This is a genomic window from Bacillus sp. OV322 (assembly GCF_900112495.1).
GTDB lineage: Bacteria > Bacillota > Bacilli > Bacillales > DSM-1321 > Peribacillus.
In genome coordinates this window covers 378,090-401,866 of the sequence record NZ_FOMA01000001.1, presented here as the reverse complement: position 1 = coordinate 401,866, position 23,777 = coordinate 378,090, and the positions used below count along the sequence as shown (strand labels likewise).

23 protein-coding genes, 1 pseudogene and 1 riboswitch are annotated in these 23,777 nt (G+C 41.0%); of the genes and pseudogenes, 2 read left to right on the top strand and 22 right to left on the bottom strand.

Annotated features, from left to right (window positions below; translation table 11 throughout):
* Nucleotides 1–175: 175 nt before the first annotated feature.
* The 5 genes from BM126_RS02025 to BM126_RS02000 all read right to left on the bottom strand — a co-directional run bounded on the left by BM126_RS02025 (nucleotide 176) and on the right by BM126_RS02000 (nucleotide 4,605).
* The gene (locus BM126_RS02025) at nucleotides 176–1,174 is read right to left on the bottom strand and encodes an ABC transporter ATP-binding protein (RefSeq protein ID WP_090987698.1); all 999 of its coding nucleotides are present in this window, start codon (nucleotides 1,172–1,174) and stop codon (nucleotides 176–178) included.
* A 5-nt stretch (nucleotides 1,175–1,179) separates the two neighbouring features.
* Nucleotides 1,180–2,124, bottom strand: a complete 945-nt coding sequence (locus BM126_RS02020; protein ID WP_090987696.1) for an ABC transporter permease — start codon at nucleotides 2,122–2,124, stop codon at nucleotides 1,180–1,182.
* A complete protein-coding gene (locus BM126_RS02015) occupies nucleotides 2,125–3,057 on the bottom strand; it encodes an ABC transporter permease (protein WP_090987694.1) in 933 nt (310 codons plus the stop codon).
* A 13-nt stretch (nucleotides 3,058–3,070) separates the two neighbouring features.
* Complete coding sequence (locus BM126_RS02010) at nucleotides 3,071–3,895, bottom strand: M55 family metallopeptidase (protein WP_090987692.1); 825 nt, start codon at nucleotides 3,893–3,895, stop codon at nucleotides 3,071–3,073.
* A 551-nt stretch (nucleotides 3,896–4,446) separates the two neighbouring features.
* Nucleotides 4,447–4,605 carry a YezD family protein gene (locus BM126_RS02000; RefSeq protein WP_090987689.1) on the bottom strand — a complete coding sequence of 53 codons (159 nt, stop codon included), beginning with the start codon at nucleotides 4,603–4,605 and terminating at the stop codon, nucleotides 4,447–4,449.
* Nucleotides 4,606–4,829: 224 nt separating this feature from the next.
* Nucleotides 4,830–4,933: riboswitch (SAM riboswitch) on the bottom strand.
* Between the two features lie 367 nt (nucleotides 4,934–5,300).
* Here BM126_RS02000 and BM126_RS01995 point away from each other — a divergent pair.
* Nucleotides 5,301–6,704, top strand: coding sequence for an amino acid permease (locus tag BM126_RS01995; protein WP_090987687.1), 1,404 nt, complete (start codon nucleotides 5,301–5,303; stop codon nucleotides 6,702–6,704).
* A gap of 209 nt (nucleotides 6,705–6,913) precedes the next feature.
* Here the strand turns inward: BM126_RS01995 and BM126_RS01990 are convergent, their stop codons facing one another.
* The 16 genes and pseudogenes from BM126_RS01990 to BM126_RS01920 form a co-directional block, all read right to left on the bottom strand.
* The gene (locus tag BM126_RS01990; RefSeq protein ID WP_090987685.1) at nucleotides 6,914–7,204 is read right to left on the bottom strand and encodes a YxcD family protein; all 291 of its coding nucleotides are present in this window, start codon (nucleotides 7,202–7,204) and stop codon (nucleotides 6,914–6,916) included.
* On the bottom strand, nucleotides 7,192–7,632 hold the full coding sequence (locus tag BM126_RS01985) for a hypothetical protein (protein ID WP_090987684.1): 441 nt from the start codon (nucleotides 7,630–7,632) through the stop codon (nucleotides 7,192–7,194). The genes BM126_RS01990 and BM126_RS01985 overlap by 13 nt, the downstream gene beginning before the upstream one ends.
* A 423-nt stretch (nucleotides 7,633–8,055) precedes the next feature.
* Nucleotides 8,056–9,435, bottom strand: coding sequence for a coiled-coil domain-containing protein (locus BM126_RS01980; RefSeq protein WP_371261391.1), 1,380 nt, complete (start codon nucleotides 9,433–9,435; stop codon nucleotides 8,056–8,058).
* Nucleotides 9,436–9,935: 500 nt separating this feature from the next.
* On the bottom strand, nucleotides 9,936–11,393 hold the full coding sequence (locus tag BM126_RS01975; RefSeq protein ID WP_256212942.1) for a PstS family phosphate ABC transporter substrate-binding protein: 1,458 nt from the start codon (nucleotides 11,391–11,393) through the stop codon (nucleotides 9,936–9,938).
* 252 nt (nucleotides 11,394–11,645) lie between these two features.
* The gene (locus BM126_RS01970) at nucleotides 11,646–12,617 is read right to left on the bottom strand and encodes a S8 family peptidase (protein ID WP_090987680.1); all 972 of its coding nucleotides are present in this window, start codon (nucleotides 12,615–12,617) and stop codon (nucleotides 11,646–11,648) included.
* A gap of 369 nt (nucleotides 12,618–12,986) precedes the next feature.
* Entirely contained in the window at nucleotides 12,987–14,366 is a 1,380-nt protein-coding gene (locus tag BM126_RS01965) for an MFS transporter (protein WP_090987678.1), read from the bottom strand.
* A complete protein-coding gene (locus tag BM126_RS01960) occupies nucleotides 14,366–14,929 on the bottom strand; it encodes an isochorismatase family protein (protein WP_090987676.1) in 564 nt (187 codons plus the stop codon). Before BM126_RS01960 ends, BM126_RS01965 begins: the two co-directional genes overlap by 1 nt.
* A 20-nt stretch (nucleotides 14,930–14,949) precedes the next feature.
* Nucleotides 14,950–15,423 carry a MarR family winged helix-turn-helix transcriptional regulator gene (locus BM126_RS01955; RefSeq protein ID WP_090987674.1) on the bottom strand — a complete coding sequence of 158 codons (474 nt, stop codon included), beginning with the start codon at nucleotides 15,421–15,423 and terminating at the stop codon, nucleotides 14,950–14,952.
* A gap of 193 nt (nucleotides 15,424–15,616) precedes the next feature.
* Nucleotides 15,617–16,669: a serine hydrolase domain-containing protein gene (locus tag BM126_RS01950; protein ID WP_090987672.1), complete on the bottom strand. Its 1,053-nt coding sequence runs from the start codon at nucleotides 16,667–16,669 to the stop codon at nucleotides 15,617–15,619.
* 32 nt (nucleotides 16,670–16,701) lie between these two features.
* Nucleotides 16,702–16,926 (bottom strand): annotated as a pseudogene (locus tag BM126_RS22690) (IS1595 family transposase); the annotation flags it as partial.
* Between the two features lie 111 nt (nucleotides 16,927–17,037).
* The gene (nadD, locus tag BM126_RS01945) at nucleotides 17,038–17,682 is read right to left on the bottom strand and encodes a nicotinate (nicotinamide) nucleotide adenylyltransferase (RefSeq protein WP_090988370.1); all 645 of its coding nucleotides are present in this window, start codon (nucleotides 17,680–17,682) and stop codon (nucleotides 17,038–17,040) included.
* 33 nt (nucleotides 17,683–17,715) lie between these two features.
* A complete protein-coding gene (locus BM126_RS01940; RefSeq protein ID WP_090987670.1) occupies nucleotides 17,716–19,188 on the bottom strand; it encodes a nicotinate phosphoribosyltransferase in 1,473 nt (490 codons plus the stop codon).
* A 15-nt stretch (nucleotides 19,189–19,203) separates the two neighbouring features.
* Complete coding sequence (locus BM126_RS01935; RefSeq protein WP_090987669.1) at nucleotides 19,204–19,749, bottom strand: cysteine hydrolase family protein; 546 nt, start codon at nucleotides 19,747–19,749, stop codon at nucleotides 19,204–19,206.
* A gap of 24 nt (nucleotides 19,750–19,773) precedes the next feature.
* Entirely contained in the window at nucleotides 19,774–20,571 is a 798-nt protein-coding gene (locus BM126_RS01930; protein WP_177201276.1) for an NUDIX domain-containing protein, read from the bottom strand.
* A 253-nt stretch (nucleotides 20,572–20,824) separates the two neighbouring features.
* On the bottom strand, nucleotides 20,825–21,412 hold the full coding sequence (locus BM126_RS01925; protein ID WP_090988366.1) for a TetR/AcrR family transcriptional regulator: 588 nt from the start codon (nucleotides 21,410–21,412) through the stop codon (nucleotides 20,825–20,827).
* Nucleotides 21,413–21,425: 13 nt separating this feature from the next.
* Nucleotides 21,426–22,127, bottom strand: coding sequence for an MBL fold metallo-hydrolase (locus BM126_RS01920; RefSeq protein ID WP_090987667.1), 702 nt, complete (start codon nucleotides 22,125–22,127; stop codon nucleotides 21,426–21,428).
* Between the two features lie 287 nt (nucleotides 22,128–22,414).
* On the opposite strand from BM126_RS01920, the gene BM126_RS01915 reads away from it, so the two are divergent.
* Nucleotides 22,415–22,930, top strand: coding sequence for a DinB family protein (locus BM126_RS01915; protein WP_090987665.1), 516 nt, complete (start codon nucleotides 22,415–22,417; stop codon nucleotides 22,928–22,930).
* Between the two features lie 334 nt (nucleotides 22,931–23,264).
* Here BM126_RS01915 and BM126_RS01910 read toward each other — a convergent pair whose 3' ends face one another.
* Nucleotides 23,265–23,579: a heme biosynthesis protein HemY gene (locus tag BM126_RS01910; protein ID WP_071352964.1), complete on the bottom strand. Its 315-nt coding sequence runs from the start codon at nucleotides 23,577–23,579 to the stop codon at nucleotides 23,265–23,267.
* Nucleotides 23,580–23,777: the final 198 nt, after the last annotated feature.

Below are 23,777 nucleotides of genomic sequence, written 5' to 3'. Positions count from 1 at the left end.
TCCCCCTTAATTTTTAGCTCTGATAATCTTGTCTGCAGATATCCGGTGCAAGTGCCAGTAAACAGCAATTGGCCAAATCAGCATAAAGTTTTAACAGAACAAATTTTTAGAGCTATACTTATATCCGCAAAGGCCAGGAGCCGTGCGGACAGTGATGCCGTCTATTCGTTAATCTTTATGGAGCGGCTGGCAGCATGTGTCGGGCACGCTCATCTTGCAGCCAGCAATCCACCTCATGATTCTGGGAAAGTGCTGTTTTCAGCGGATACACCCTGTCGCAAACCTCCATGGTGTATTCGCATCTTGCTGCAAAAGGGCACCCTTTTGGAGGCGAAAATAAATCTGGCGGAGACCCTGAAATAGGAAATAATTCGGCATCTTCTTTGTCCAGCCGCGGAACAGAACGCAAGAGGCCTCTTGTATATGGATGCTGCGGGTTGTAAAAAATATCACGCCTCGATCCTGTCTCCACTATTTTCCCGGCATACATGACCGCAATCCGGTCTGCTACCTGAGCCACCACGCCTAAATCATGTGTAATAAGAATAATGGAAACCCCGGTCTTTTTTTGTATATCCTTAAACAGCTCCAATATCTGAGCCTGTATGGTAACATCAAGAGCTGTGGTCGGCTCATCGGCAATCAGGATTTCAGGATTGCACACCAAGGCAATGGCAATCATGATCCTCTGCCTCATTCCCCCGCTAAATTGATGGGGATATTGCTTAAGCCGGGATTCCGGTCCAGGAATGCCCACAAGAGAAAGCATTTCAACCGCCTTTTCCCTTGCTTTTCCTCTGGATATATTTTCATGCTGTAAAATGCCTTCAATGATTTGTTCCCCGATTGTCAATGTAGGATTCAGTGCTGTCATGGGATCCTGAAAAATCATCGAAATATCTGCTCCCCTGACCTTCCGCATTTCTTTTTCCCTGGTTTTTGCCAAGTTCCTGCCGTTAAACAGGATTTCACCTCCCGTTATCCTGCCGGGGGGATTTGGAATCAATCCCATTATGCTCTGTGAAGTCACGCTTTTCCCGCAGCCCGATTCCCCGACAATGGCCAGCGTTTCTCCCCTGAACAAATCAAAGGTTACACCTCTTACTGCTTCGACTTGACCGCCGTATGTATCAAATTTCACCTCAAGATTTTTCACTTTTAATACTTTTTCCATCCTGCTCACCTCCTTAGCTTAGGGTCAAATGCATCCTGCAAGCCGTCTCCGAGTACATTAAAAGCGAACATTGTCGCTGATATAAAAAATGCCGGGAAGAAAAGAAGCCACCAATTCCCTGTTAATATTGCCGACAAAGCATCATTTGCCATCATGCCCCAGCTTGTGTTCGGAGGCTGTATGCCAAGGCCAAGAAAACTTAGAAAGGCCTCAGCAAAAATGGCGGACGGGATGGTCAGCGTCATTTGGACAATAATTGGCCCCATTGTGTTTGGAAGCAGGTTTTTCTTTATAATCCGGGATGTTTTCGTTCCAAACGTCTTTGAAGCCAGCACAAATTCATAGTTCTTGATTTGCAGGACCTGCCCGCGGACAATCCGGGCCATACCAATCCAGCCAGTAATCGAAAGTGCCGCAATGATGGTAAAAAGCCCAGGCCCAAGCACAACCATAACCAGTATGACAACAAGCAGATAAGGCAGTCCGTATAATACTTCAATGATTCTCATCATGAAATTGTCTGTTCTTCCGCCTTTATATCCTGAAAATCCGCCATATGCAACACCAATAATGAGATCTACAAGAGCAGCAGCAGCCCCCACGAACAATGATACCCTCGCACCGATCCATGTTCTGTTAAATACATCTCTGCCAAATGAATCTGTGCCAAACCAGTAATCACTGGACGGAGGCAGGTTTTGTTTTCTCAAATTTTCCGCATGGTGCGGAAGCAGCGGCCCAAAAATCGCCATAATTACAAGAAAAATCAGGAAAAGCAGGCCCCCGACAGCAAGTTTATTTTTTAAAAGCCTGCGAAATGAATCCTGCCAATATGAGAGACTTGGCCTGACCACTTTTTCCGCCTGATGCGCATCTTTACTTTTTGGCCGGAACCATTCATCAGGAATGTCCGGGGCTCTATGGGATTCATTCATTTTATGAAGTTCCATTTAATTGCCATCCTTTCTATGCAGCTTGATTCTGGGATCTAAAATGCCATATGCAATATCCACCAAAAACAGCATGACAATTAAAATGCAGCTGTAAAAGACCGTTGTACCCATGATGACGGGATAATCACGATTGCCGATGCTGTCGACAAAGTATTTCCCCATGCCAGGAATGGCAAAAATCTTTTCAATGACAAAGGTTCCTGTCAGGATGCTTGCCGCGAGAGTCCCAAGCACTGTAATTACTGGAAGCAAAGCATTGCGGAGCGCATGCTTAATGACAATTTTAAGAGGGGAAAGGCCCTTTGCCCTGGCAGTCCTGATATAATCCTGCGTTAAAACCTCCAGCATGCTCGTCCTTGTTAATCTTGCAATAATCGCCATTGGTGCAGTTGCAAGCGCAAGGATCGGCAAAACCATGTGCATGGGGCTTTGCCAGGTAGATACAGGGAAAATCGGCCAGGTTATTGCCAGCTGCTGAATCAATAGAGTCGCCAGCACGAAATTGGGAATGGAAATCCCAAACACGGCAATGGCCATGGCTGCATAATCGATTATCCCGTTATGGCGCAGTGCTGCAGCTATACCAAGTATCAATCCTGAAAAGACAGCCACAATAAGGGTCCACATGCCTAATTCAAAGGAAATGGGAAAGCCCCTCCCGAGCATATCGTTTACTGTCTGAGATGGTTTTTTTATGGATGGGCCGAAGTCTAAAACCGCAAGCGATTTTAAATAGGCACCATATTGTACATAAAGAGGGTCATCTAAATGATAAAAAGCTTTCAAGTTCTTTTGAACAGCTTCATTTGTAGCTCTTTCTTCATTAAAAGGCGACCCCGGGATAGAATGCATAAGAAAGAACGTCATGGTCACTATCAGCCAAAGAGTCACAATCATGGAAACAAGCCTTTTGATTATGTATGATTTCATCTAAAAGCTCCCCTTAACAAAATGTAGTTCTCATCGCTAATTCTGTCATGACAAGCATAGCCTGGTAAGCTTCAAGGATATCCTTTGACTGGAAACGCACCGTGCAAGTGCCCGGGACGATTTCCGTACCTGGCATCAGGTTCGCCCATTCGGCTTCTCCGTAATTAGAAAATTCAATTGCGAGCAGAGGGCGGTCCGGCGGGGTAAGCGGTTTCACCTTATTTTTATTTTTTATCGCATATGTCGTTTTTTCGCGGAGAAGTGCTGCCGCCTTCGCAGGGGTCAATGATTTTACCGCTGACCGGGAAATACTTTCTTTTACTGTAACGGTTGTGATATTTGGAATCAGCTGTTCAGCTTCTAAAGCCGCCCTGTCATCTCCAGCCGACATAATGACTGGTACATCGTAATATCCTGCGACATATGCGTTAAATCCCAATTCTCCAACAGGTGTATCATTAATAAAGAAATTCCTCACTCCAAAAATCATGCTATGGGACATAACCCCCTTCATGCCTGCCCGTGCATGATATCCCACAAACATGGCTCCCGTATATGTATCATCGAGTCCCTGAACCATGGAAAACGGCTTTACATCTCCTGTAATCAGCTGTGTTTCAGGATGGAGCCTTTCGATAAGCAAATTGTTCATCTTAGAGTGGCTGTCATTGACGATTACCTCGCTTGCGCCTTCTTCAAAAGCAGCCGAAACTACACTATTTGCTTCATCCGTCATAATGATCCGGCTTCGTTCATAATTGTGCTGAGAAGAGTCAACATGAGTATGGTCGGCTAAACCAGTGATTCCCTCCATATCAACAGACACATATAACTTCATCCCCAAATTCACTCCCTTTTTAAAAAGTTATAATTTTCTTAAAATTATAAATTATAATACTATTTCTTGCAATCTGAATCTGGCTTAATAAATAGCATTAGCCTGCAGTAAAAGCCGCTAGCATGGGGTTTTTTCTTTCAGATAAAAAATTTTCAATTCCTGTCTTCATTACTTTATTATCTCGAAATAAAAAATTAGTATCGTTTACAAACCGTTTCGAACCAACAAAACCTATAAGATATACTGGATTGATCTCTCTTCTGCATGAATCAAAAGGCTGTTTTTCGCAAACATTGCTGCTATGACACATGGTGGTTGATTTCTGCTCCAGGATGCTCGCTTTCCGCGTGAGCCTCCATGGCTGCGCCTGCTTAGGCCTCACCTGTTCTGCTTATCCCGCAGGAGTCCCGCACCTTACGCTCCAATCAACCTGACTTGTCAAGGGAACGTCTCACATAACAAATTAAAAAAACAACAATCTTTAAGAAAAGAGCAATTAGAAAAGAGCCAAGAAAAAAAGGAGCTGCCTTCCGAAGAAGGTGCTCCTTGTTTCAATTCTTTCTTTCATTTTGTTTTTTGATAATAGAAAAACGCTTTTTCTCCGTGGTATCAATCTGTGTAATTTCTCCATCATGGACCGTAATCAAGATGGAACCGAATTCTAGTTCTTTAAGACTTGAAAGAATATATTTTATTTTTGACTCATCCATTTTCGCGGCTCCCCCTTATGTATCCACACTTTTCACTCATTCGCCCATCATCCGCAGGTCCCGCGGGTAGGCATAAATCAGTTTTGCTCCAGTTACTCTTAACCTGCTTTTTCGTCAGAATTCCTTCACCATTTTGCATTTGCAAAAGCCAAGACTGTGCTTTACAGAGAAAAAAATAAACCCCTTCATATTTAAAGAAGAGGTTAATGCCTTAATAAGGTCTCTTCTTATCTCCCAGACTCACGCCTGCTGGAGTTGGCACAGTATTCCCCATGAATCTGCTGCCGAGGCTTCAAAGGGCCAGTCCCTCCACCTCTCTAGATAAGCTTTCAATGCAATATATTCAATTATCATCTTAATATTTACAATACTTATCAAAAAACTTGGTTTTTTTAGATATTTACAGAATAAATCCGCGGCTGATTTTTGTCAATTTAAATTCACGGAAAAATCAAGTTTTTTAAGCGTTATTAATATTTTACAATCATGATAGTAAAATTCATATTACACATTTATTCCCGTCTTCCTAAGATATAAAGAAAATTCCCTTTAATTACCCATCGATTCTTTAGTGATTTATCTGTTTATCACTTTACCAAACTAAAATATTATTATATACTACTAAAGTAATAAAACATGCACTTATCTTTTTCCTTATTAACATATAAATGAACTCAGCAGAAAGGTCGATTATTATGCAAAATAAAAAATGGGGAATGTGGGTCTTGGCTACATTCGTTATTGGAAATATGGTTGGCGGCGGGGTTTTTATGCTGCCCTCGAATCTGGCACAGCAATCAAGTTCCATGGGATCTTCAATAGCCTGGGGCATTACAGGAATTGGCGTATTTTTAATTGCGTTAGTTTTTGGGAATCTGGCAATCAGAAAACCTGAACTAAAAGCAGGGCCCCAAAGCTATGCACAAGCTATGTTTTCATCTTCCCCCAGAGCCGGAAGGGCAGCGGGGTACAGCATGGCATGGGGATATTGGGCGGCAAACTGGGCGGCCACTGCTTCTGTCATTATATCCTTCGCAGGTTATCTATCTGCATTCTTTCCAATTATGCAAAGCACTAAGCCGCTCTTTTACCTGGGATCATCTACTATAGAACTGGGTAAGTTTATCACCTTTATGGTTTGCACCGTCATGTTATGGGGCATTCAAGCCATTTTAGCAAAAAACTTTAACAGTGCCGGCACAATGAATCTTACTACAACCATTGCCAAGGTACTCGGCTTTGCGCTTTTCATTATCGTGACAGTTTTCATTTTTGATGCAGCCAACCTTGGAAACGGCAAGGCATTCATTGATGCAAAAGGCAATGTTCTCTCTCTGGGAAGTCAAGTAAATCATGCAGCCATCTCAACGCTCTGGGCGTTCATCGGCATAGAATCAGCCGTTATGCTGTCAAACAGGGCCAAATCACAGCATGATGTCAAAAAAGCAACCATTATTGGCCTTATCGTCTCTTTAGTTATTTATGTAGGCATTACACTTCTTACGATGGGAGCATTGCCGCATGACCAATTAAGCCACTCAGAAAAGCCGTTAGTTGATGCTCTAGAGGCAGCAATGGGACATCAGGGCGCTACCGTAATGGCAATCCTTGCACTTATTTCCCTTCTAGGTTCAACGATTGGCTGGATCGTTGTCAGCTCAGAGGTTCCCTATCAGGCTGCCAAGGATCAATTATTTCCTGCTTTTTTTGCCAAAACAAATAAAAACGGAAGTCCAATCCGTTCCTTGACCTTAACCAATATCATGACACAGGTTTTCTTGTTCACTACCATTTCCGGCACAATAGGAAAAGCCTATAATTTTGTCATAGTCGTAGCTACACTAGCCTATCTGATTCCATATCTGGTTTCTGCCATTTACCAGCTAAAACTTGTTATTACTGGCGAAACATATGAAACCATAAAAGGTTCACGCAAGCTGGACGGATTGATTACGATCCTTGCCCTTATTTATTCTCTATGGGTAATCAAATCAGGCACTGCAGACTTAAGAACATTTTGTTTAGGAATCGGGCTGTTTGTTTTCGGACTTATTCTCTATCCGGTCTTAATGAGAAAGCCTAAAACCAAATCGAATTAGCACTGTCATCCATTATAAAAAATGCTCTGGTCTTTCATGCCAGAGCATTTTTTATGACATAAATTTACACTGCCTCATGTTGCACCGTTTTGTTTATCGTTTTCTTGCGAACCTTCTTTTATCCACGTTATTTTATAAAACGTATCTTGCCTGTTTTTCAGCAAAAAAAATGAATCTCCTCTTCATGAGGAGATTCATTTTCTAAATAATCATTCGGTAATGTAGGCAATTATGCCTTCATCATCATCGAGGACCAGTTCAATACCGGCATACGGGTTTCGATGCAGCTCCTGATCAAGCCATAAACGAAGGGCTTCGATTAAGTTTACAGTAATGAGTACCTGCTTTCTTCCGCCTGTATAAACTTCAGCAGAAAAGCCATAATCATCGTCAAACATAAGCTCTACTTCCACTTCTTCAGGTGCAATCCCCTTCTTATCTGCAATATAAAGACAGACTGCATTAATGATATCCTGTTCTTCAGCTTTTATCTTCTCCATGAATCTCTGTCCTCTGGACGGCGATTTCTTCTGAAAAGGCTAAAGATTTTGCTGATGATCATAATAATGATCAATATGGCTATTACATTGACTAGCAGTCCGAAAATGGCTCCAAAGCCACCCAAATGCCCAAGCAAGCCTCCAAACAGCATGCCTGCCAGACCGCCAAACAGCATGCCTCTCACAAAGCCGCCTTTACGGAACGAATTGCTTTTGCTTGGTGAATTGTACGATCTATTATTTCTCTGATAGTTTGAACGGTTATTATTCTGGAAATTTGAGCGATTGCTGTTAAAGGATCTCTTGCCGGATTTATACGATTTGGCACTCGCCGTATTAGTATGATTATGGTCGACAAATACAGAAGCACCTGCCGGGCTGAACACCAGGGTAAGGGTGAGCATCGCAGCCAGTATTTTTTTTATCATTTTATTCCTCCATGAATGTTTTTTGACTTAGCTTGAGATGAAGAAGAATGTTTGTACAATATAATATTATCGCATCACCTTTCCTCTATCTTATATACGGATAAAAAGATATAAAGTTTCATTCCATTATCAAATATTATTTTGAATAATATTCCCCAATCAACATTATCCAAAACACATATCATCTAAAAATAGGCATCGTATTTTCATTTTGCTGTTTTCGTAAGCTTTGCTGCTATGTAACATGGGGGTTGATTTCCGCACCAGGATGCTCGCTTTCCTCGGGGCGGGCGGTGAGCATCCTCGGCAAATGCCTGCGGGGTCTCACCTTCCATCATTAAGGATTCTTCGATGTTCTATTACCACAGGAACAGCAAAAAAGCACGGGCTCCCCAGGAAGGAAGCTCGTGCTTTTTTTTGTAATTATCTGATTCGGACTACACGTCCGTTAAACTTCTGTTTCCAGTAACCGCTTGTCATATCAGCAACTGCTACACCTGTAGAGCTTTGTGCTCCGATAAATTTCCCATTACCCACGTAAATGCCAACATGTCCATCAGTTTTGTACGTATTGAAGAATACTAGATCTCCTGGCTGCATGTCAGAAGATGAAACCTGGCTGCCCATGTTTTTCAGGGTATCTGTGCTAACAGAGCCCCTTGCTCCAAGCGAGATTCCTGCCTGCTCATATGCCCAGTGAACAAAGCTTGAACAATCGAATCTGCCGTTAGCAATATCGCTGTCGCTTCTTCCGCCGCCAAAAACATAAACGGAATTTCCGATATACCGGTAGCCGGCAGTCACAGGATTGCCGCCTCCGCTTATGACGTGCACAGAATCAGCAGAGCTGCGTGCCGGGCTGTCGTCTGATGCAGGGACAGATTGAGATTGTGATTGAGATGGAGATGGTGTTGGTGATGACTGTGCTTGCGAGCGGTTTTGCTCACTCATTCTTTTTTCCATCTCTTTTTTGCGGGCCTGTGCTTCAGCTGCCGCACGGAGTCTTGCAGCCTCCAATTCTGCTTGGCGCTTACGTTCCTGCTCCATTTGCTTTTGAATAGAAAATTCCTGTGCAGCAAGCTTGCTGTCTGTTTTTTCAAGGCCTTTTTTCAGTGCTTGTGTTTCTGCTTCTTTCTTTTTAAGATCTGCTTTAAGAATCAGGCTTTCCTTTTTCTGATCCTGGATTTGAGCGATCATTCCTTCAAATTCAACTTTTGTGCTGGTTAATTCAGCCAGCTTCTTTTCAACCGCTGCTTCTTTTTCCTTCAGTTCTTTTTTATCGGCCTCATGCTGCTTAAGGATATCCTGGTCAGCTTCAACGATAGTAGCAACTGCACCTACACGGTCAACGAAATCCCTAAAGCTTGAGGAACCCAGAATAACACTCAGGTAATCCACATCTCCGCCGCTTTCCTGGAAAGAAAGTGCACGCTGTTTTAACACATCATTCCGCTTTGCAATTCTTTCATTCAGCTTTGTTATATCAGATCTTAAGCCATCTACTTCAATCTGTGTTTGGGCAATTTTCTCTTTTGTTTCTTCAATTTTTGTATTGTTATCCGCGATAGCCTGATCAATCCGCTTAATCTGCGCATTTAGTTTTGTCTGGCTTTCTTGAAGGCTAGTAATCTTTTTAACTGCAGCAGAAATATTAGTCTGCACTTGAGAACGTTTTCCGCTGATTTGGGCTTTTTGGCCCTGAAGCTCATGAATAGATGAAGCATGTACAGCAGGAATGGAAAAGACGCTTCCCAAACCAAGTACTATTGTCGTATTAATCGCAATTAATCTTTTCTTCAACACGTTATTCCCCCTGAGTTTCTATAGGCCTAAATGCAAATTTTCTCTCTTACTAACGCCGGCGGACCGCACATCCAACTGTGAAACCAAGAGATTTTTCCAGCCATTTTTTTAGTTTATTAGATAAGCTGTCTTTCTTAAATGAAGGCTCTATTAATCTTGCATTTGATTCTTCTTCAGAGACTCACTTTCCCTGCAGTCGAGCATGCTCATTACTTTAAAAGAGACTTTATGAAAGAAACAGCTTTAGACAGTACTTCTTCATGAATTTATAATTAAGGATTCAGGTGAAAGCTTTCCTATGTATGTTCTAAGGCGAAAGTTAAACAAAAAAGCCAAATTCATCCTTTTTTCGACCCAAAAGTAGTATACCATCAAATTTTGTCAATTAAGTAATAAAACTATTACATTTATATTACAAACATTACATTAAACTACATTCTTCAAAAAAAACAAAAAACTCCAAGGCCAGCTCTTCCTCAAGCTTACCTTGGAGTTTCGGTTTATTGTGCTTTAACATAGCCCACTTTTTCAACGAGCTCTTGACCTTGCTTGCCTTTCATCCATTTTAGAAATGGATGGATTTCCGGATTAGGATTATCGCGCAATGTAATGGCATAAAGATTGGCGGTAAATGGGTATGTTTCATTTGAAATGTTTGCTGTATTGGGATCGACTCCATTTATGGAAAGAAATTTAATATTTTTGCTGCTGTTCATTTTAGAAGCGAAATAACGGAAAGAAAAACCAATACTATTGTCATAGTCTCTATAATCGGCAACCTGTTCAATAATGCCTCCCATGCCTTCCGGGACTTCTTCTTTAAGCGGTTCCTTTAAATGTTCCTTGCCGACTAATTTTTCCAGTATTGTCTGGCTTCCTGAATTTCCAGGCCTCTGAAAAGCGAGTATTTTTTTATCCTTGCCTCCAAGGCTTTTCCAATTTGTAATATTGCCGGTATATATATCTTTAATTTCTGCGGAGGTCAAGCCTTTTACCGGATTTTCTTTGTTAACAAAAAAAACGAATGCCTCTTTGCCGATAGGTGTCATAACTATTTCTTTATGTTTCTTTTTAGCAAGCTTAATTTGATCGATGGATGGCTCTGCTCCAAAATAAATGTCAGCTTCTCCATCCACAAGCCGCTCAAACGCGTAAATGGTATTATTAAAACTCACTATTTCTCTTTCTTGATCAATACTGCCAATATTCCTGTATGCAGCCTGGGCAAATGCAGAGTATACAGGAAAAGCGGCCTCTGCCCCGTCGAGTACAGGCATATCTTTTTTGTCTTTGATATTATACAAACTTTCCCCTTCCAGCTTCGGCAAGATATTAGATCCATTCGTCACTTCATATGGAGTCAAATCTGTACTCGAATATCCGTTTCCATACTCCATTCCATAAGACGGAAGCACATTAAGGCTTCTATGCCACAATACAGCACTCCCTGCAGCAAATATCAGAGTAATTGCTGCAGACCAAGGCAGTATTTTCTTCAGCTCAGCAGGGGAAGCGTCTTTTCTTCGCCTTTCACTGAAAAAGAATCCGGCAGTAAAGGCAAGTTCATAGGAAAGCGGCCCATACAAGAAAAGCGGTCCATCTCCAATAAAAGCCGCAATGAAATTTACCAGGATGAACGGAAGCTGTATAAATCCATAAATATCCCAAACTCTATGCCCATAGAAGCCGCCGCTGATAAAAATGCACAAACTCCAGCATGCAGCTGTAAACAAGATGCTCACGATGCATGGCAGGTACCTTCTTTTGAAACCAGGATGCATTTGCTTCTCTTTTCCGGTCAAAATGCCTGCTGCTGCACCGCCCGCTATCAAAGTACCCAGAATGACGACTGCTTCATTTTGGATGATTCCTGTCATCAAAATCACCAGTGCAGCCAGTGATACAAAGAAAGGAACAAATCCTAAATAAATCACAAAAAACTTTATGGAATCTTTCAAAACCATCATCCTTTGCATACTTTTTATATTTTTAGTGTAATTTTACACTTAAATTATAAAATTTTCAATCTTTTCCATAAATTAATGATATGTTCATGACACCCGGTTTAACAACGGGATCGCTTCACAGAAAATAGTAAAAACCACATTCTTGAAGAAAAGGGTCAAATAAAAAAACACACTGCCTCTGCTTTAGGACAATGTGTTCGTGGAACTTCTCTGCAGTTTTCATGGTAAAAATATCAGCTGATATTAATGGTTTTGGAGCTCCTTCACTAATGCTGCTGCCTTTTCTTTGAACATCTGTGACAAATATTCCGCTGCAGTAAGGTACAAAAGACCATTGCCCTCTACTTTAGGTGAATTTCCGAGAGGAACCGTTCTTTTGATTAATTGTGCATATAGTTCAGGTACCGTCAGTTTTCTTTCAAAGCTTTTATTAGCAAAATCCTTAATGAGTGCCATTGCACCTGATACATGCGGTGTTGCCATAGAGGTTCCGCTGAGTGTGGCATACTTCCCGTCTTTATAGGTGGATAGTATTTCCTCTCCTGGAGCCACTAGGTCAATTTCATTGTTGGAGTTTGAAAAATCTGAAGAGCGCCGTTCAAGGTTTACTGCTCCGACACTGATTACTTCGTTGTAGCACCCGGGATAATCCAGCTCGTCTGTTACATCTTTTCCGTCTCCATCATTGCCCGCTGCACACACAACCAGGATATTATTATCCACAGCCTTTTTAATGGCATCATGCAATTCAGGAAGATCAACTGGACCGCCAAGGCTCATGGAAATGATGTCTGCTTTTTGTTCAATTGCATAGTGAATGCCATTTATGATCCATTCGTATTGACCGGATCCATTTTTATCCAGCACTTTAACAATCAGCAATTTTGCACCTGGAGCTACTCCGACTACCCCTGCATTATTTTCAGATGCAGCCATTGTGCCTGCCACATGTGTTCCATGGCCATTATAATCTCTGTAAATATCAGGATTGCTTTGATCATCCCCGGTAAAATTCTTTCCGCCAATAATCTGCTCTTTTAAATCAGGATGGGTGATGTCGCATCCAGTATCTAAAATGGCAATCGTTATTCCGCCGCCCTTTGTCTTATCCCATACTTTAGGGGCCTGGATAAGCTCCACACCTTTTGGAATCTCAGAAGCTGTTTCGGTCTCTGCAATCACCTGATACGGATATAAATGCATTTTTCTCTCCATCTTCATTCCCTCCCGGATAAAGTAAGTTTGAAGGCAATCCCTGATGTAAGACTATTTTAACAATTCTGTAAATAATAAAACAGCTACCTTTGGAGGATTTTTCAAAGAAAGGTATATGAGTTGAATAGCTAATGGCCTATGAAGGTGATGGATTGTTTCTGATAACCTGTTTTTAATCCGCTATTAGCAGCATATTTGCTTCCCTTCCCCGGGCTGCTTTAGATCTGAATAGAGACCATTAATATACTGGTTTTATTGCTTGTCAACTTTAGGTCAAGGGTAAATAGATTGCCTGAAGAAAAGTACTTGCTTTAAGCGTCATAATAAAGGAGCAGATTCCATGGAATCTGCTCCTTTATTGTTTGATATTTATTCTGTAGCACGGATGCAGTTATTTTTGAGTGACTTTACGTAAAACAAACTAAACACAAAGCTGAGCACACCCGCTGCGGTTAAAATCATTCCTAATATCTCCATATGGCCCGCCGTTATTTCTTTTCCAAACACAAGACCGAGCACAACGGAAGAGAATATGGATCCTAAATATCTGCAGGTCTGAAAAAGCCCTGAAGCCGTTCCAACAAGCTCCCGTGGACTTGACTCAAGCATCGCTGCCTGAAGGGCAACATTTCCAAGTCCATAACTGATTCCCAGCAGGGACAAAATTAGGCCCATAATTATTACGGGGACATGTATAAAGAAAATACTCATAATAACAGCTCCAAGCACCATTAAAACAGCACCTGTTACAATAGGCTGCTTAGCGCCTGACTTGTCGGCCCATTTTCCTGTAATTGGAGAGATAAAAATGCTGACTCCTGCCATGAAAAGCATAAGAAGCCCGCTTTTTTGCACACTGAAATGCATTTCATCCTGAAAATAGCTTGGCAGGCCAAAGAATAGGCAATAGTTAAAAACATTCAACAAAATATACTGCAAATACACCCATGAAAGATCAGGATGTGATTTAAAGATCCTTATATTAATAAAAGGATCTTTTACCCTTAACTCTCTCCAGACAAATAACAAAATAAACGCGATGCCTGCAGCTCCTGATCCGTAATGAACCGAGGTGCCAAGCGACAGCAGAAACCATAATAAACATATAAGCCCTGCTGAAAACAGGAGAATCCCCCAGACATCTAAAAGATGAAGAATTTCTTTAAAAGAAGTTCGTTCTTTTTTGGAATCATCAGGAAACAGTTTCCATCCCAGTACAAAGCTAATGATGATAAATGGAAAATTGACTAAAAAGATGGCTGGCCATCCTCCCCATACAATCAGAAATCCGCCCGCAGTCGGCCCAATGGCTGTCATAGCAGAAGCAAAAATTGACAATACCGCTAATGCTGAAGCCTGCCGTTCCTGAATGTTGTTTCTCAAAAGCGCCATGCCAGAAGGATAAATCGCACTGCTTCCAACCGATTGAAAAAGCCTCAATAATAACAAAACCATAAAGGTTGGAGCAAATGGGGCGCCAATAGCCGAAACAGCTACCAATAGCAGCCCGAATAAGAAAATTTTCTTTCTGCCGGCCAAATCTCCCAGTTTGCCTGTTATGGGCTGTGCAACGGCACTTGCCAGATAGAAGGAAGATATCAGCCAGGATACTGTACTGAAAGTGAGATGGAAATCCTTTTGTATACTATGAAGAGCTAATGAAATCATCGATGAATTCAGCGGATTAAGCATGGTGCCTGTTGCCACTGCTGTAAGAAACAGAAAGCGGCCATTTTTGCCGCCGCGCATCATTTCACCTGTGACAGAAATTCTTCAGTTGATCGAAGCTGGCCGATCCGCGGGAAAATATACTTCAGTGTTGCTTCGTGTTCTTCCTTTGTGAAGGTAGTCATAGCATCTGTTATGAAGATTTGATTATAGCCATGCTGGAATGCTTCCCTTGCAGTGCTTTCCACTCCAATATTTGTGGCAATGCCGCAGAGAACAATCGTATCGATTCCTCTTCTTCTAAGCTGGATATCCAAATCAGTTCCGAAAAATGCACCCCATTGGCGTTTGGTTATAATATGATCATTTGGCCCAACCTCCATGGATGGGTTAAACTCCGCCCAATCAGCAGCCCGTTCCATACCTTCTGAAGCAGCCTGGTCTGTTTTTGGAACCAGAGCGTCCTTTCCATCAAGAAAATCCACCCTCACAAAGCTGATAAAACCTTGATTTTCCCTAAATTTATCGATTAATTTTTTTGATTGTACAACCACTTCACTTCCGCCCGGAAATCCTGTAATTCCTTTTTGCAGGTCGATAATAACTAGTGCTGTCTTTTTAAAGTCTAACTGTAATGATTGCATTGTGTTACCTCCAGATGTTATTAATTTTGTTCGAGCTTTTTCCTGTCTGCAATTTTTCTGTTTAATCGTGTCAGCAGCTCAGCAAAAATGTCTTTTTCTTGAGAAGTCCATTCAAATAGTATCTCCTGGTAAGCCTCTTTACGGTCATGCTTCGCAGCAAGAAGTGCATCTTTTCCGCTTTCTGTAATGGATAATGTACAGATCCTTGCATCTTTTTCGTCTTTTCCTCTTATTACAAATCCCTTATTTTCAAGTGGCGCAACCTGTCTGCTGACTGTTGAAATGTCCAGCTGCAGCAGGAGTGAAAGAGCACGAAACGATGCAGGCCCATTCTGCATAAGTCCGTCGAGCAAGATGTATCCCGAACGGTCCAGGCTGTCTTTCTTCCCATCTAACGTACGCTTAAAGTCTGCCCTGCGAAGAAGCATGGCAATTTCATGCTCAATAACCTCCAAGGACTCTTTCCCGGTATTGATTCGCTTGTTTCCACTCATCTGTTATCTCCTTATCTGGAGTTTTTCATACGATTGTATTATACAACCACTTGTTTGTATGATACAACTATTTATTCACCGGTGATTACAGAGGCTACTTTTTGATTGGCTCTGTTAAAGAATACTGTCGATGCTATATGTAAAATCAAGACCTTAGCTTTAATAAGGTCCTGTTTTTTTATTCTTATAAAAGTTATGCAAGATTTAACAACGGTTTTAGGGAATGATAAACTTCACCAATTATACCTTTTAATTGATGAACTCCTAAATCTGTATTTGTCGTTATGATTAAGCCATTTCCTAAATGAGGATAAGCTACCAGCATACATTGAAAGCCTAATCCCCAACCAAGTGATGAAATTTCAATTTCTTTTTCTGAACCGTCCAAAAACACCCCAAGTCCAGTCCAGCTTTTACAACCTTGTGAGTTTATCATTTCTTTTACTTTATTTGCAGAAATCCCAATCTTACTTTTATTATTGAGTGCATCCATTAATTCAAGAATTAATTGAGATAAGTCTGAAGTAGTTGTCCATAGTCCGGAAGCTGCGGGATAAGGATATATTGGATATTTTCCATCTACTGATTTACCTTCTTTGTTATGACCAGATGAAAAATCCCTATCTATCTCTTCAGAAATATTTTGTAAAAATGTGCTATTTGTCATTTTTAATGGAAGAAATATTAGTTCCTTTACGACTTTTTCAAAAGGTTTCCCAGTCACATCCTCTATTAGTTGTTGTATAATACAAAATCCTGCGTCTGAATATTGAAAGTCGCTCTCTGGTTCATAGTTAACTTCAATAGGTGCTTTACAATATGGTGTAGTTCCCTCGAATATCTCTGGCAGTGAAGGGATACCTATATTGGGGTTTAATTCCATAAAACTATCTTCAGGGTCTATAATTCCAGATTGATGGCTCAGCAAGTTTCGTAATGTTATAACTTTTTTATCGGTCAAATTATTATTTGGAATTTTCCACGATTTTAATCTTTTGTTAACATCCTCATCTAAATCGAGAATACCTTGTTCTGTTAACTTCAAAACAGTTATTGCTGTTAAAAACTTACTGATTGAGCAAGCATTAAAAATAGAATTATTGTCTACTTTTTTGTTGGTTCCTACTTCTAACAAACCGTAATTTTCAATTCGACTAATTTGACCACTATTGATTAAAGAAACACTTACACCAATAACATTATGATGCTTCATACAATCATTAATATTAATATGTGATTGAAACATAACAACCCTCCCACTTTTTGATAACATCAATACTATAACTTAAATGTCATTGTTCTTAATCTTTCATAAGTATCACTGGAAGATAATATGCAACTATCAATAAGTATTTTGCTTACCGTTGTATTATCATTACGGAATCTGATTACATCCAGGAATTGAAACCAACTCAAATAATAGTCGAGGTATATAGTTGCAACGCCATTAAACCTGTCCATCCATCCTTTTAGACGGCTATGATAGTTATTGACATTTTGAACCCTTGGACATATGGAACTAGGAGAAAATTAAATCAAGGAGCCATTAGAGGCTCCTTGATTCTTAATGACGTTTTATTCTAATGAACTGCCAACATTATAACAAGTCCCCCGTTAACCCTTCTGGTAAAGACCATTTTCCATAATATATTGATAGCATGCTTCAGGCATGAGATATCGGGGTTCCCCTCCCATAGAAAATTCATCACGGATATATGAGGAGGAAATCTCCATGGATAACCCCTTATCAATTAAATGAAAGGTACTGCCATTATCGTAATTTCTCAGTAGCGGACTTTTTGAAATGACTTTGAGCATGTCGATGCCGTCCCTGGCCATAACAATAAACTTATGGTTGGCAATCAGTTCTTCTCTATGCTTCCAGCGTTTATAAACAGGAACCTCCTGATCATCGATATCCTGTAATAAGTCTGCGCCCATGATGAAGAAAACGTCATCCTCCGGGTAATGCTTCTTAAAATATTCCATCGTATAAAAGGTATATTGTTTCCCTGTTCCTGCATGTTCATTAATTTCATAATCGCTCGCTTCAAATATCGGGTTATCTTTAATCCCCAGCTGCAGCATATTCCATCTGTGTTCATTGCCCGTTTTCATCTCTTTATCAGCTCTCCGGCTCGTGCATGGCAGAAAAATCACTTTATCCAGCTTCGCACGGTGAGCAATGGTTGATGCCGTCCACAGATGAACATTTGTTATTGGATCAAAGGATGACCCGTAAATGCCGATTTTTGCCATCATGCCGCTCCTCCCTAAACAGATCTCGTAACTTTATCTGGACCGATTTATTTTCTCTTCTATTTTTTGCTTTACTTCTTCGATATTTTTCATCTTGTTCTCCCAGCACTTCAGGCTCAAATCTACCGGATATTTCTCCGGGTGCAGGGCACGCTTGTATTCTTCCCATAACAGCCCGAGATTTTCTTCCAGCGACTTTTGAATATCAGCCAATTGGGGCTCCTCGTATACCAACTCACCATCTGCAAAAATGGGATGATGAAGCTCAATGGCGTCAAAATTTGTAACAAACTTGCTTATATAGGTATGGACCGGATCAAACATCTTCAGTCTTTCTTCTTCTGAAGGATTTTCATCTTCCATGGCTATATAATCACCTTCTGATTTTCCGCTGCTTTTATTTACTATCCGGTACACTTTTTTAAGGCCAGGGGTGGATACCTTTTCCGGATTCCCTGATATTTTTATCGTATCAAGCATTTCACCGTTTTCAGCTTCAATGGATACAAGCTTATACACAGCTCCCAATGCGGCCTGATCATATGCGGTGATCAGTTTTGTACCGATTCCCCAGATATCGATTGCTGCTCCCTGGGCTTTTAAGTTGATGATCGTATATTCATCCAGATCATTCGATGCAATAATTTTTGTATTTTTAAATCCTGCTTCATCAAGCATTCTTCGGGCTTCTTTTGATAAATAAGCCAAATCACCGCTATCAAGCCTGATGCCAATAAAATTGATTTTATCTCCGAGCTCTTTTGCAACAGCAATCGCAGCTGGGACGCCGGATCTTAAGGTGTCATATGTATCCACAAGGAACACACAATCTTTGTGCCGTTCTGCATATTTACGGAAAGCTGTATATTCATCACGATATGCCTGCACCAACGCGTGGGCATGCGTACCTGAAACAGGTATGCCGAACAATTTCCCTGCCCTTACATTGCTTGTGGAAGAAAAGCCCCCAATAAAGGCAGCCCTTGTACCCCAAATCGCCGCATCCATCTCCTGCGCCCGCCTGGTGCCAAATTCCATCGCTGTCTGATCTCCAACCACCTGCTTAATTCTTGAAGCTTTTGTGGCAATCAATGTCTGGTAATTTATTATATTGAGCAATGCCGTTTCGATAAGCTGGGCTTGTGCGAGCGGAGCCTCCACCCTCATCAGCGGCACATTGCCAAATACAACTTCGCCTTCGCGCATCGACTTGACAGATCCCGTGAACGTCAGATTCTTCAAATAGGAAAGAAAATCCTCTTTATATCCCAAGTCCTGCAAATACCGGATGTCACTGTCACTGAACCTGAAATTCTTTAAATAGCTTATTGCCTTTTCAAGACCCGCAAAAACGGCATAGCCGTTGCCAAAGGGAAGTTTCCGGAAAAACAGTTCAAAAACCGCTTTTTTATCGTGTATACCGTCATTCCAGTAGGTTTCAGCCATATTGATTTGATATAAATCAGTGTGCAACGCCAAACTATCATCACTGTACAATTTGTTCATAGCAGTCCCTCCGGATTACATAATTTTTGCGCCAAGTGAATGTTCGAAATGGCTCAGTGCCCATTCATGGCCCTCTTGGTTAAAGCTCGCCACAGCTTCTTTATGGATGATAATAGTATAACCACGATTGTATGCATCTATCGCTGTATGAAGGACACAGATATCCGTACAGACTCCAATTAAATGAAGCTCAGTAATTCCCCGTGCCCTAAGCCTTAAGTCAAGGTCTGTTCCCGCAAAAGCCGAATACCTGGTTTTATCCATATAATAAAGGTTTTCATCATCCTTGTTCCTTTTATACAGTTCATGTAAACTTCCATACAGCTCCCTGCCCTTCGTCCCTTCCAGATTATGAGGCGGGAATAATCTTGTTTCCGGATGGAGTACATCATTTTCCTTATGAAGATCAATAGCTAAAACCACAAAATCTTTATTGGCCAGGAATTCTTCTGTCAGCGCAACAACTTTCTGTTCAATCTCCTCAGCAGGTTCCCCGGCAGGAAGCGCTCCATTAACAAAGTCAATTGTATAATCAATATTTATCAATGCTCTTTTTGCCATCGATTTACCTCCTCTTTACCGAACTTATTTGTAAATGCTTTTTACTGGCTCATAATCATTAAAGCGGTAAAGCTTCGTTTTATATTTTGAATTTCTTTGAGTGGTTTTGCTGCTTCCATCAGGGTTCAATACATTTTCTATAAAAGGAAGCTTTGGAGCCTTTCTCCAGAAAAACGGCTCCGATTTAACCACTTCATCGAGGATATCCTCTGCGGTACATAAAAGAACACTGCGCAATTCTGATAAAGTAAATTCTTCCTGCAAAAACCTGCCTGCCAAAGTGGTCTGCACCATATCCAGCTTGATGCGGCTTAGGGCATCCTCAATAACCTGTTTGTGATCAAAGGCTAATGGCAGATGTAAAGCTTCTTCCACATCAAACAAATTGACCTCAGCCGCATCATCTCCTGCTTTTCGATTGCTGAGGAGATGCTCAGGCAGTGCTGCATAATGGGCATTTGTTATCATCCAGCCTCTGGGATCGCGCCCTTCCTTGTCATAAACCGCATAATGTTTTAAATGAAGATGCAAAACACCGGTTTCCTCAGCAAGCTCCCTTGCAGCTGCTTCCAATGCTGTTTCATCAGGGTTCACAAAACCTCCTGGCAGCGCCCATTTCCCGCCTTCAATATTAGGTTTTCCCTCATTATTTGTAAGGGCCCTTTTAATGAGCATAATTTTAAGTCTGCGACCATACTCAGCATGTTCATCACTTGCAATAGTAAATATGGCGATGTCGCTTGTATAGCCATCTGGTGTGCGGTATTTTTTCACATCATATTCCTTTAAGGCATCAGCATGGTGAATATATTCTTTATCCATTTATTACGGCATCTCCAAACATCCAGGATTAATGATTAACTAATTGTTAATCGTATTATATGACATACTGGAAAAATCAGCAACCCCTAAATTGAATTATTCTGATTTTTCATTTGATTTTCCTGCTCTACATTCAGCATAGTGCAAAAATCAATAATGGACTTTAAAAGCCCGAATAAAACAAAGCGGCTATAACCCTTTATTAAAGAGTTATAGCAATTTTTACCGGGTTCTAAATCCTGCCAGGCAAATCTCATTCATTCTTCTTGTTATGTGCTTTTTGAGTCTTTATTCCCGTTAAATATGTTTGTATGATTACATCAAGCGTTGTATTGATTTTAAGCGGCAGACCGAATCCTCCCAGTTGTTCAAGTGATGCAAAACCATGAAGAATACTCCGCAGTCCCCTTACCATATGCAGTGCCTTGTCTTCATCCAATTCCAGGTAGGCCATTTTTTTAAGAATAAGGTCAACCAGACTGCTGCCCGCTTTTTGATATTCAAGATCGTTTACATCCGGAGCCTGAAGTGTAGATTGATATAAGCCAGGTTTTTGCCTGGCAAAATTTACGTAAGCCCTCGCGATGCTAGCGACGGACTCATCACCTCTTTTTCCTTTTGCAGCCTCCGAGACATCTGCATAAAGGTGGCGGAGAGCGTGAATAGCCATTTTATTCTGCAGGCTTTTTAAGCTTGCGATATGGTTATATAGCGAAGGTGTCTTTACCCCAAGCTTTCTTGCCAGTGTTGCCATCGTGACATTCTCCGTGCCTTTTTTTTCAGCAAGTTCAACTGCTGCTAAAATAACGGAGCTTTCGTCCAGCCCTGCTCGTGGTGACATATCAATTCTCCTTTCAGTATTTCCGTGCAGCTTCAATGGCCCGCCTCATGGCTTCAGCCGGTGTCTGTAAAAGACTTCCATGCCCGACGGCAAGTATTGCAGGATCATAGGCTGCGAGTTTCTCTGCACTTTCAATCGAAACCTGTTTACTCCATGTCCCTATGGCAGGGAAAGGAAACAATAGACGCACTTTGCCAGAGACTGCTATGCCGCCTCTTATCTGGAGAGCATCTCCTGCTATTAATGTCCTGTTTCTGGTATCCAGGAAAGACATTGAACCAGGAGTATGGCCTGGTGTTGATATACAAAGCAGAGAGCCCGCTCTGTCTCCATCCTTTAATGTAAAGTCTTCGCGGGTTTTCAGGCTTTTCGGAACCCCGCCGCGAATCGGTATATCCTGCTCATTCTTATCAAGCGAAACATCTCCCCTAAGCAGCCGGGCATCCCGTTCAGAAATATAAACGGGAACATCCTTTAATGTCTCTTTTAATTTATCGAGTGCACCGACATGATCGCCATGTGCGTGTGTTAAAAGAATGCGTGTAATCGGCTTTCCTATTTTACCCGCAGCCTCAAGAATCGCTTTTGCACTGTAAGGCAGTGCTGCATCAATTAAAGTAAGGCCATCCTCTTCCTCAACAAAGTAGCAATTTACAGGAAAAACTCCCGGAAGAAATGTGAGCTGATACAAGGACTTCATATGAGTCATTTTCATTAATATCCCCCCAAATCACTAAAACTAATAGAATTAGTTTAATGATAACTAATAGCATTAGTTTTTTCAATCACTTTCTCACATTTTTGTAGTATCAGTGGAAATATAAAAGTCCCAAAATCTGCAAGTATACTGCCAGTATTACATTCGTCTTGAAATTTTTTGTTTTCTTTTATTCACGCCCTCAAATATGGATAAACTCACCTTTAATGGTACTATTATTATGGAAGCATATTCAGCAAAAAACAGACACCAAGATACCAATTTAAACAATGGCGGTGGAATTTATGGAGTTTTTGATTGAAAAGCTAAGAGGGTTCAGCCCTCAATTAGGGCATCTTGTCTCACAAATGAACTATGCAAGAAAAACAACTTTAGAAGCTGTTTATGGATTAACTACTACAGAATTAGACTTTTTACCGATCAAAAATGGTAATAGTATCGGAGGACTTTTATTACATATGGCGGCTGTTGAAAAGGGATTTCAAATTGAGATTTTTGAGGGCAGAAAGCCGAATGAACAAGAAATGGAAGAATGGGGTGCACCTTACAGCCTCGGAGAACAAGGGAGAAATTGTATTAAAGGAAATCCCTTAGAATACTATATTGCTAAACTTGAGGAAGTTAGAAATAGAACGTTGAGGGAATTTACTAATCTCAATGATAATTGGCTGTATGAAAATAGACTATGGGATAACCACCCCTCTAATAACTACTTTATCTGGTTTCACGTATTTGAAGATGAAATTAATCATAGAGGCCAAATAAGATTACTTAGAAAAATGCTAACTCAAAATGTATAACTTTACCTGCAGCAGTTTACACCTCTTTTTACAAGAGGCTCTTTTCTTAAAAATTGTTGTTTTTTTATGTTCCGTGAAGCGTCCCAGTATTAAGTCAGATTGATTGGAGCGTAAGGTGCGAGACTCCTGCGGGATTAGCGGAATAGGTGAGACCCCGCAGGCGCAGCCGAGGAGGCTCACCGGCCGCCCCGCGGAAAGCGAGCATCCTGAAGCGGAAATCAGCCACCTTGTTCCATAGCAACAAAGTTTACGAAAATAGCCTTACAAAAAAAAAGAGCCTGCGTTCCATTCAGAACACAAGCCCTTCTCTGCAGATATATTAACCATTTATTAATCAGTGATTGTGGGAATGAGCATGTCCATCTTTTGAAGGATTGGTAATTTCAAAGCCTTCCTGCGGAACATAAAAGTATTTAATCCAGACGCCATCAAGAAATTCTTCCCGGCTGTCCAAAAGGATATCGATATCTTTGTCAGTTTTAACGATTTCATCATGCTCTTTTGGTGTATCAAGCTCGATGTCATAGTGTGCGTGATCGCCGTGCATATGAGAAATCACGACACGGATCATTTTTCCGCCTTCTGCTTCCTTGCTCGCAAGAATCGTATTCAATACTTTAGCTGCATTACGGTTAATTTTAACGTTCATAAGTACACCGCTTTCTTAATAAGTAATATCCGTCCTTAAAAGGCCGCTTCTTTTTTTATACTCTTTCTATTATAGGATGTCTATTTTTTTGCCTGTTATTAGGCCGATCTGGCATCATTTATCCTTTTTCCAATCCAAAAGGCTGTTTTTGTAAACTTTTGTGCTTTGGAACAAGGCTGTTGATTTCCGCTCCAGGTT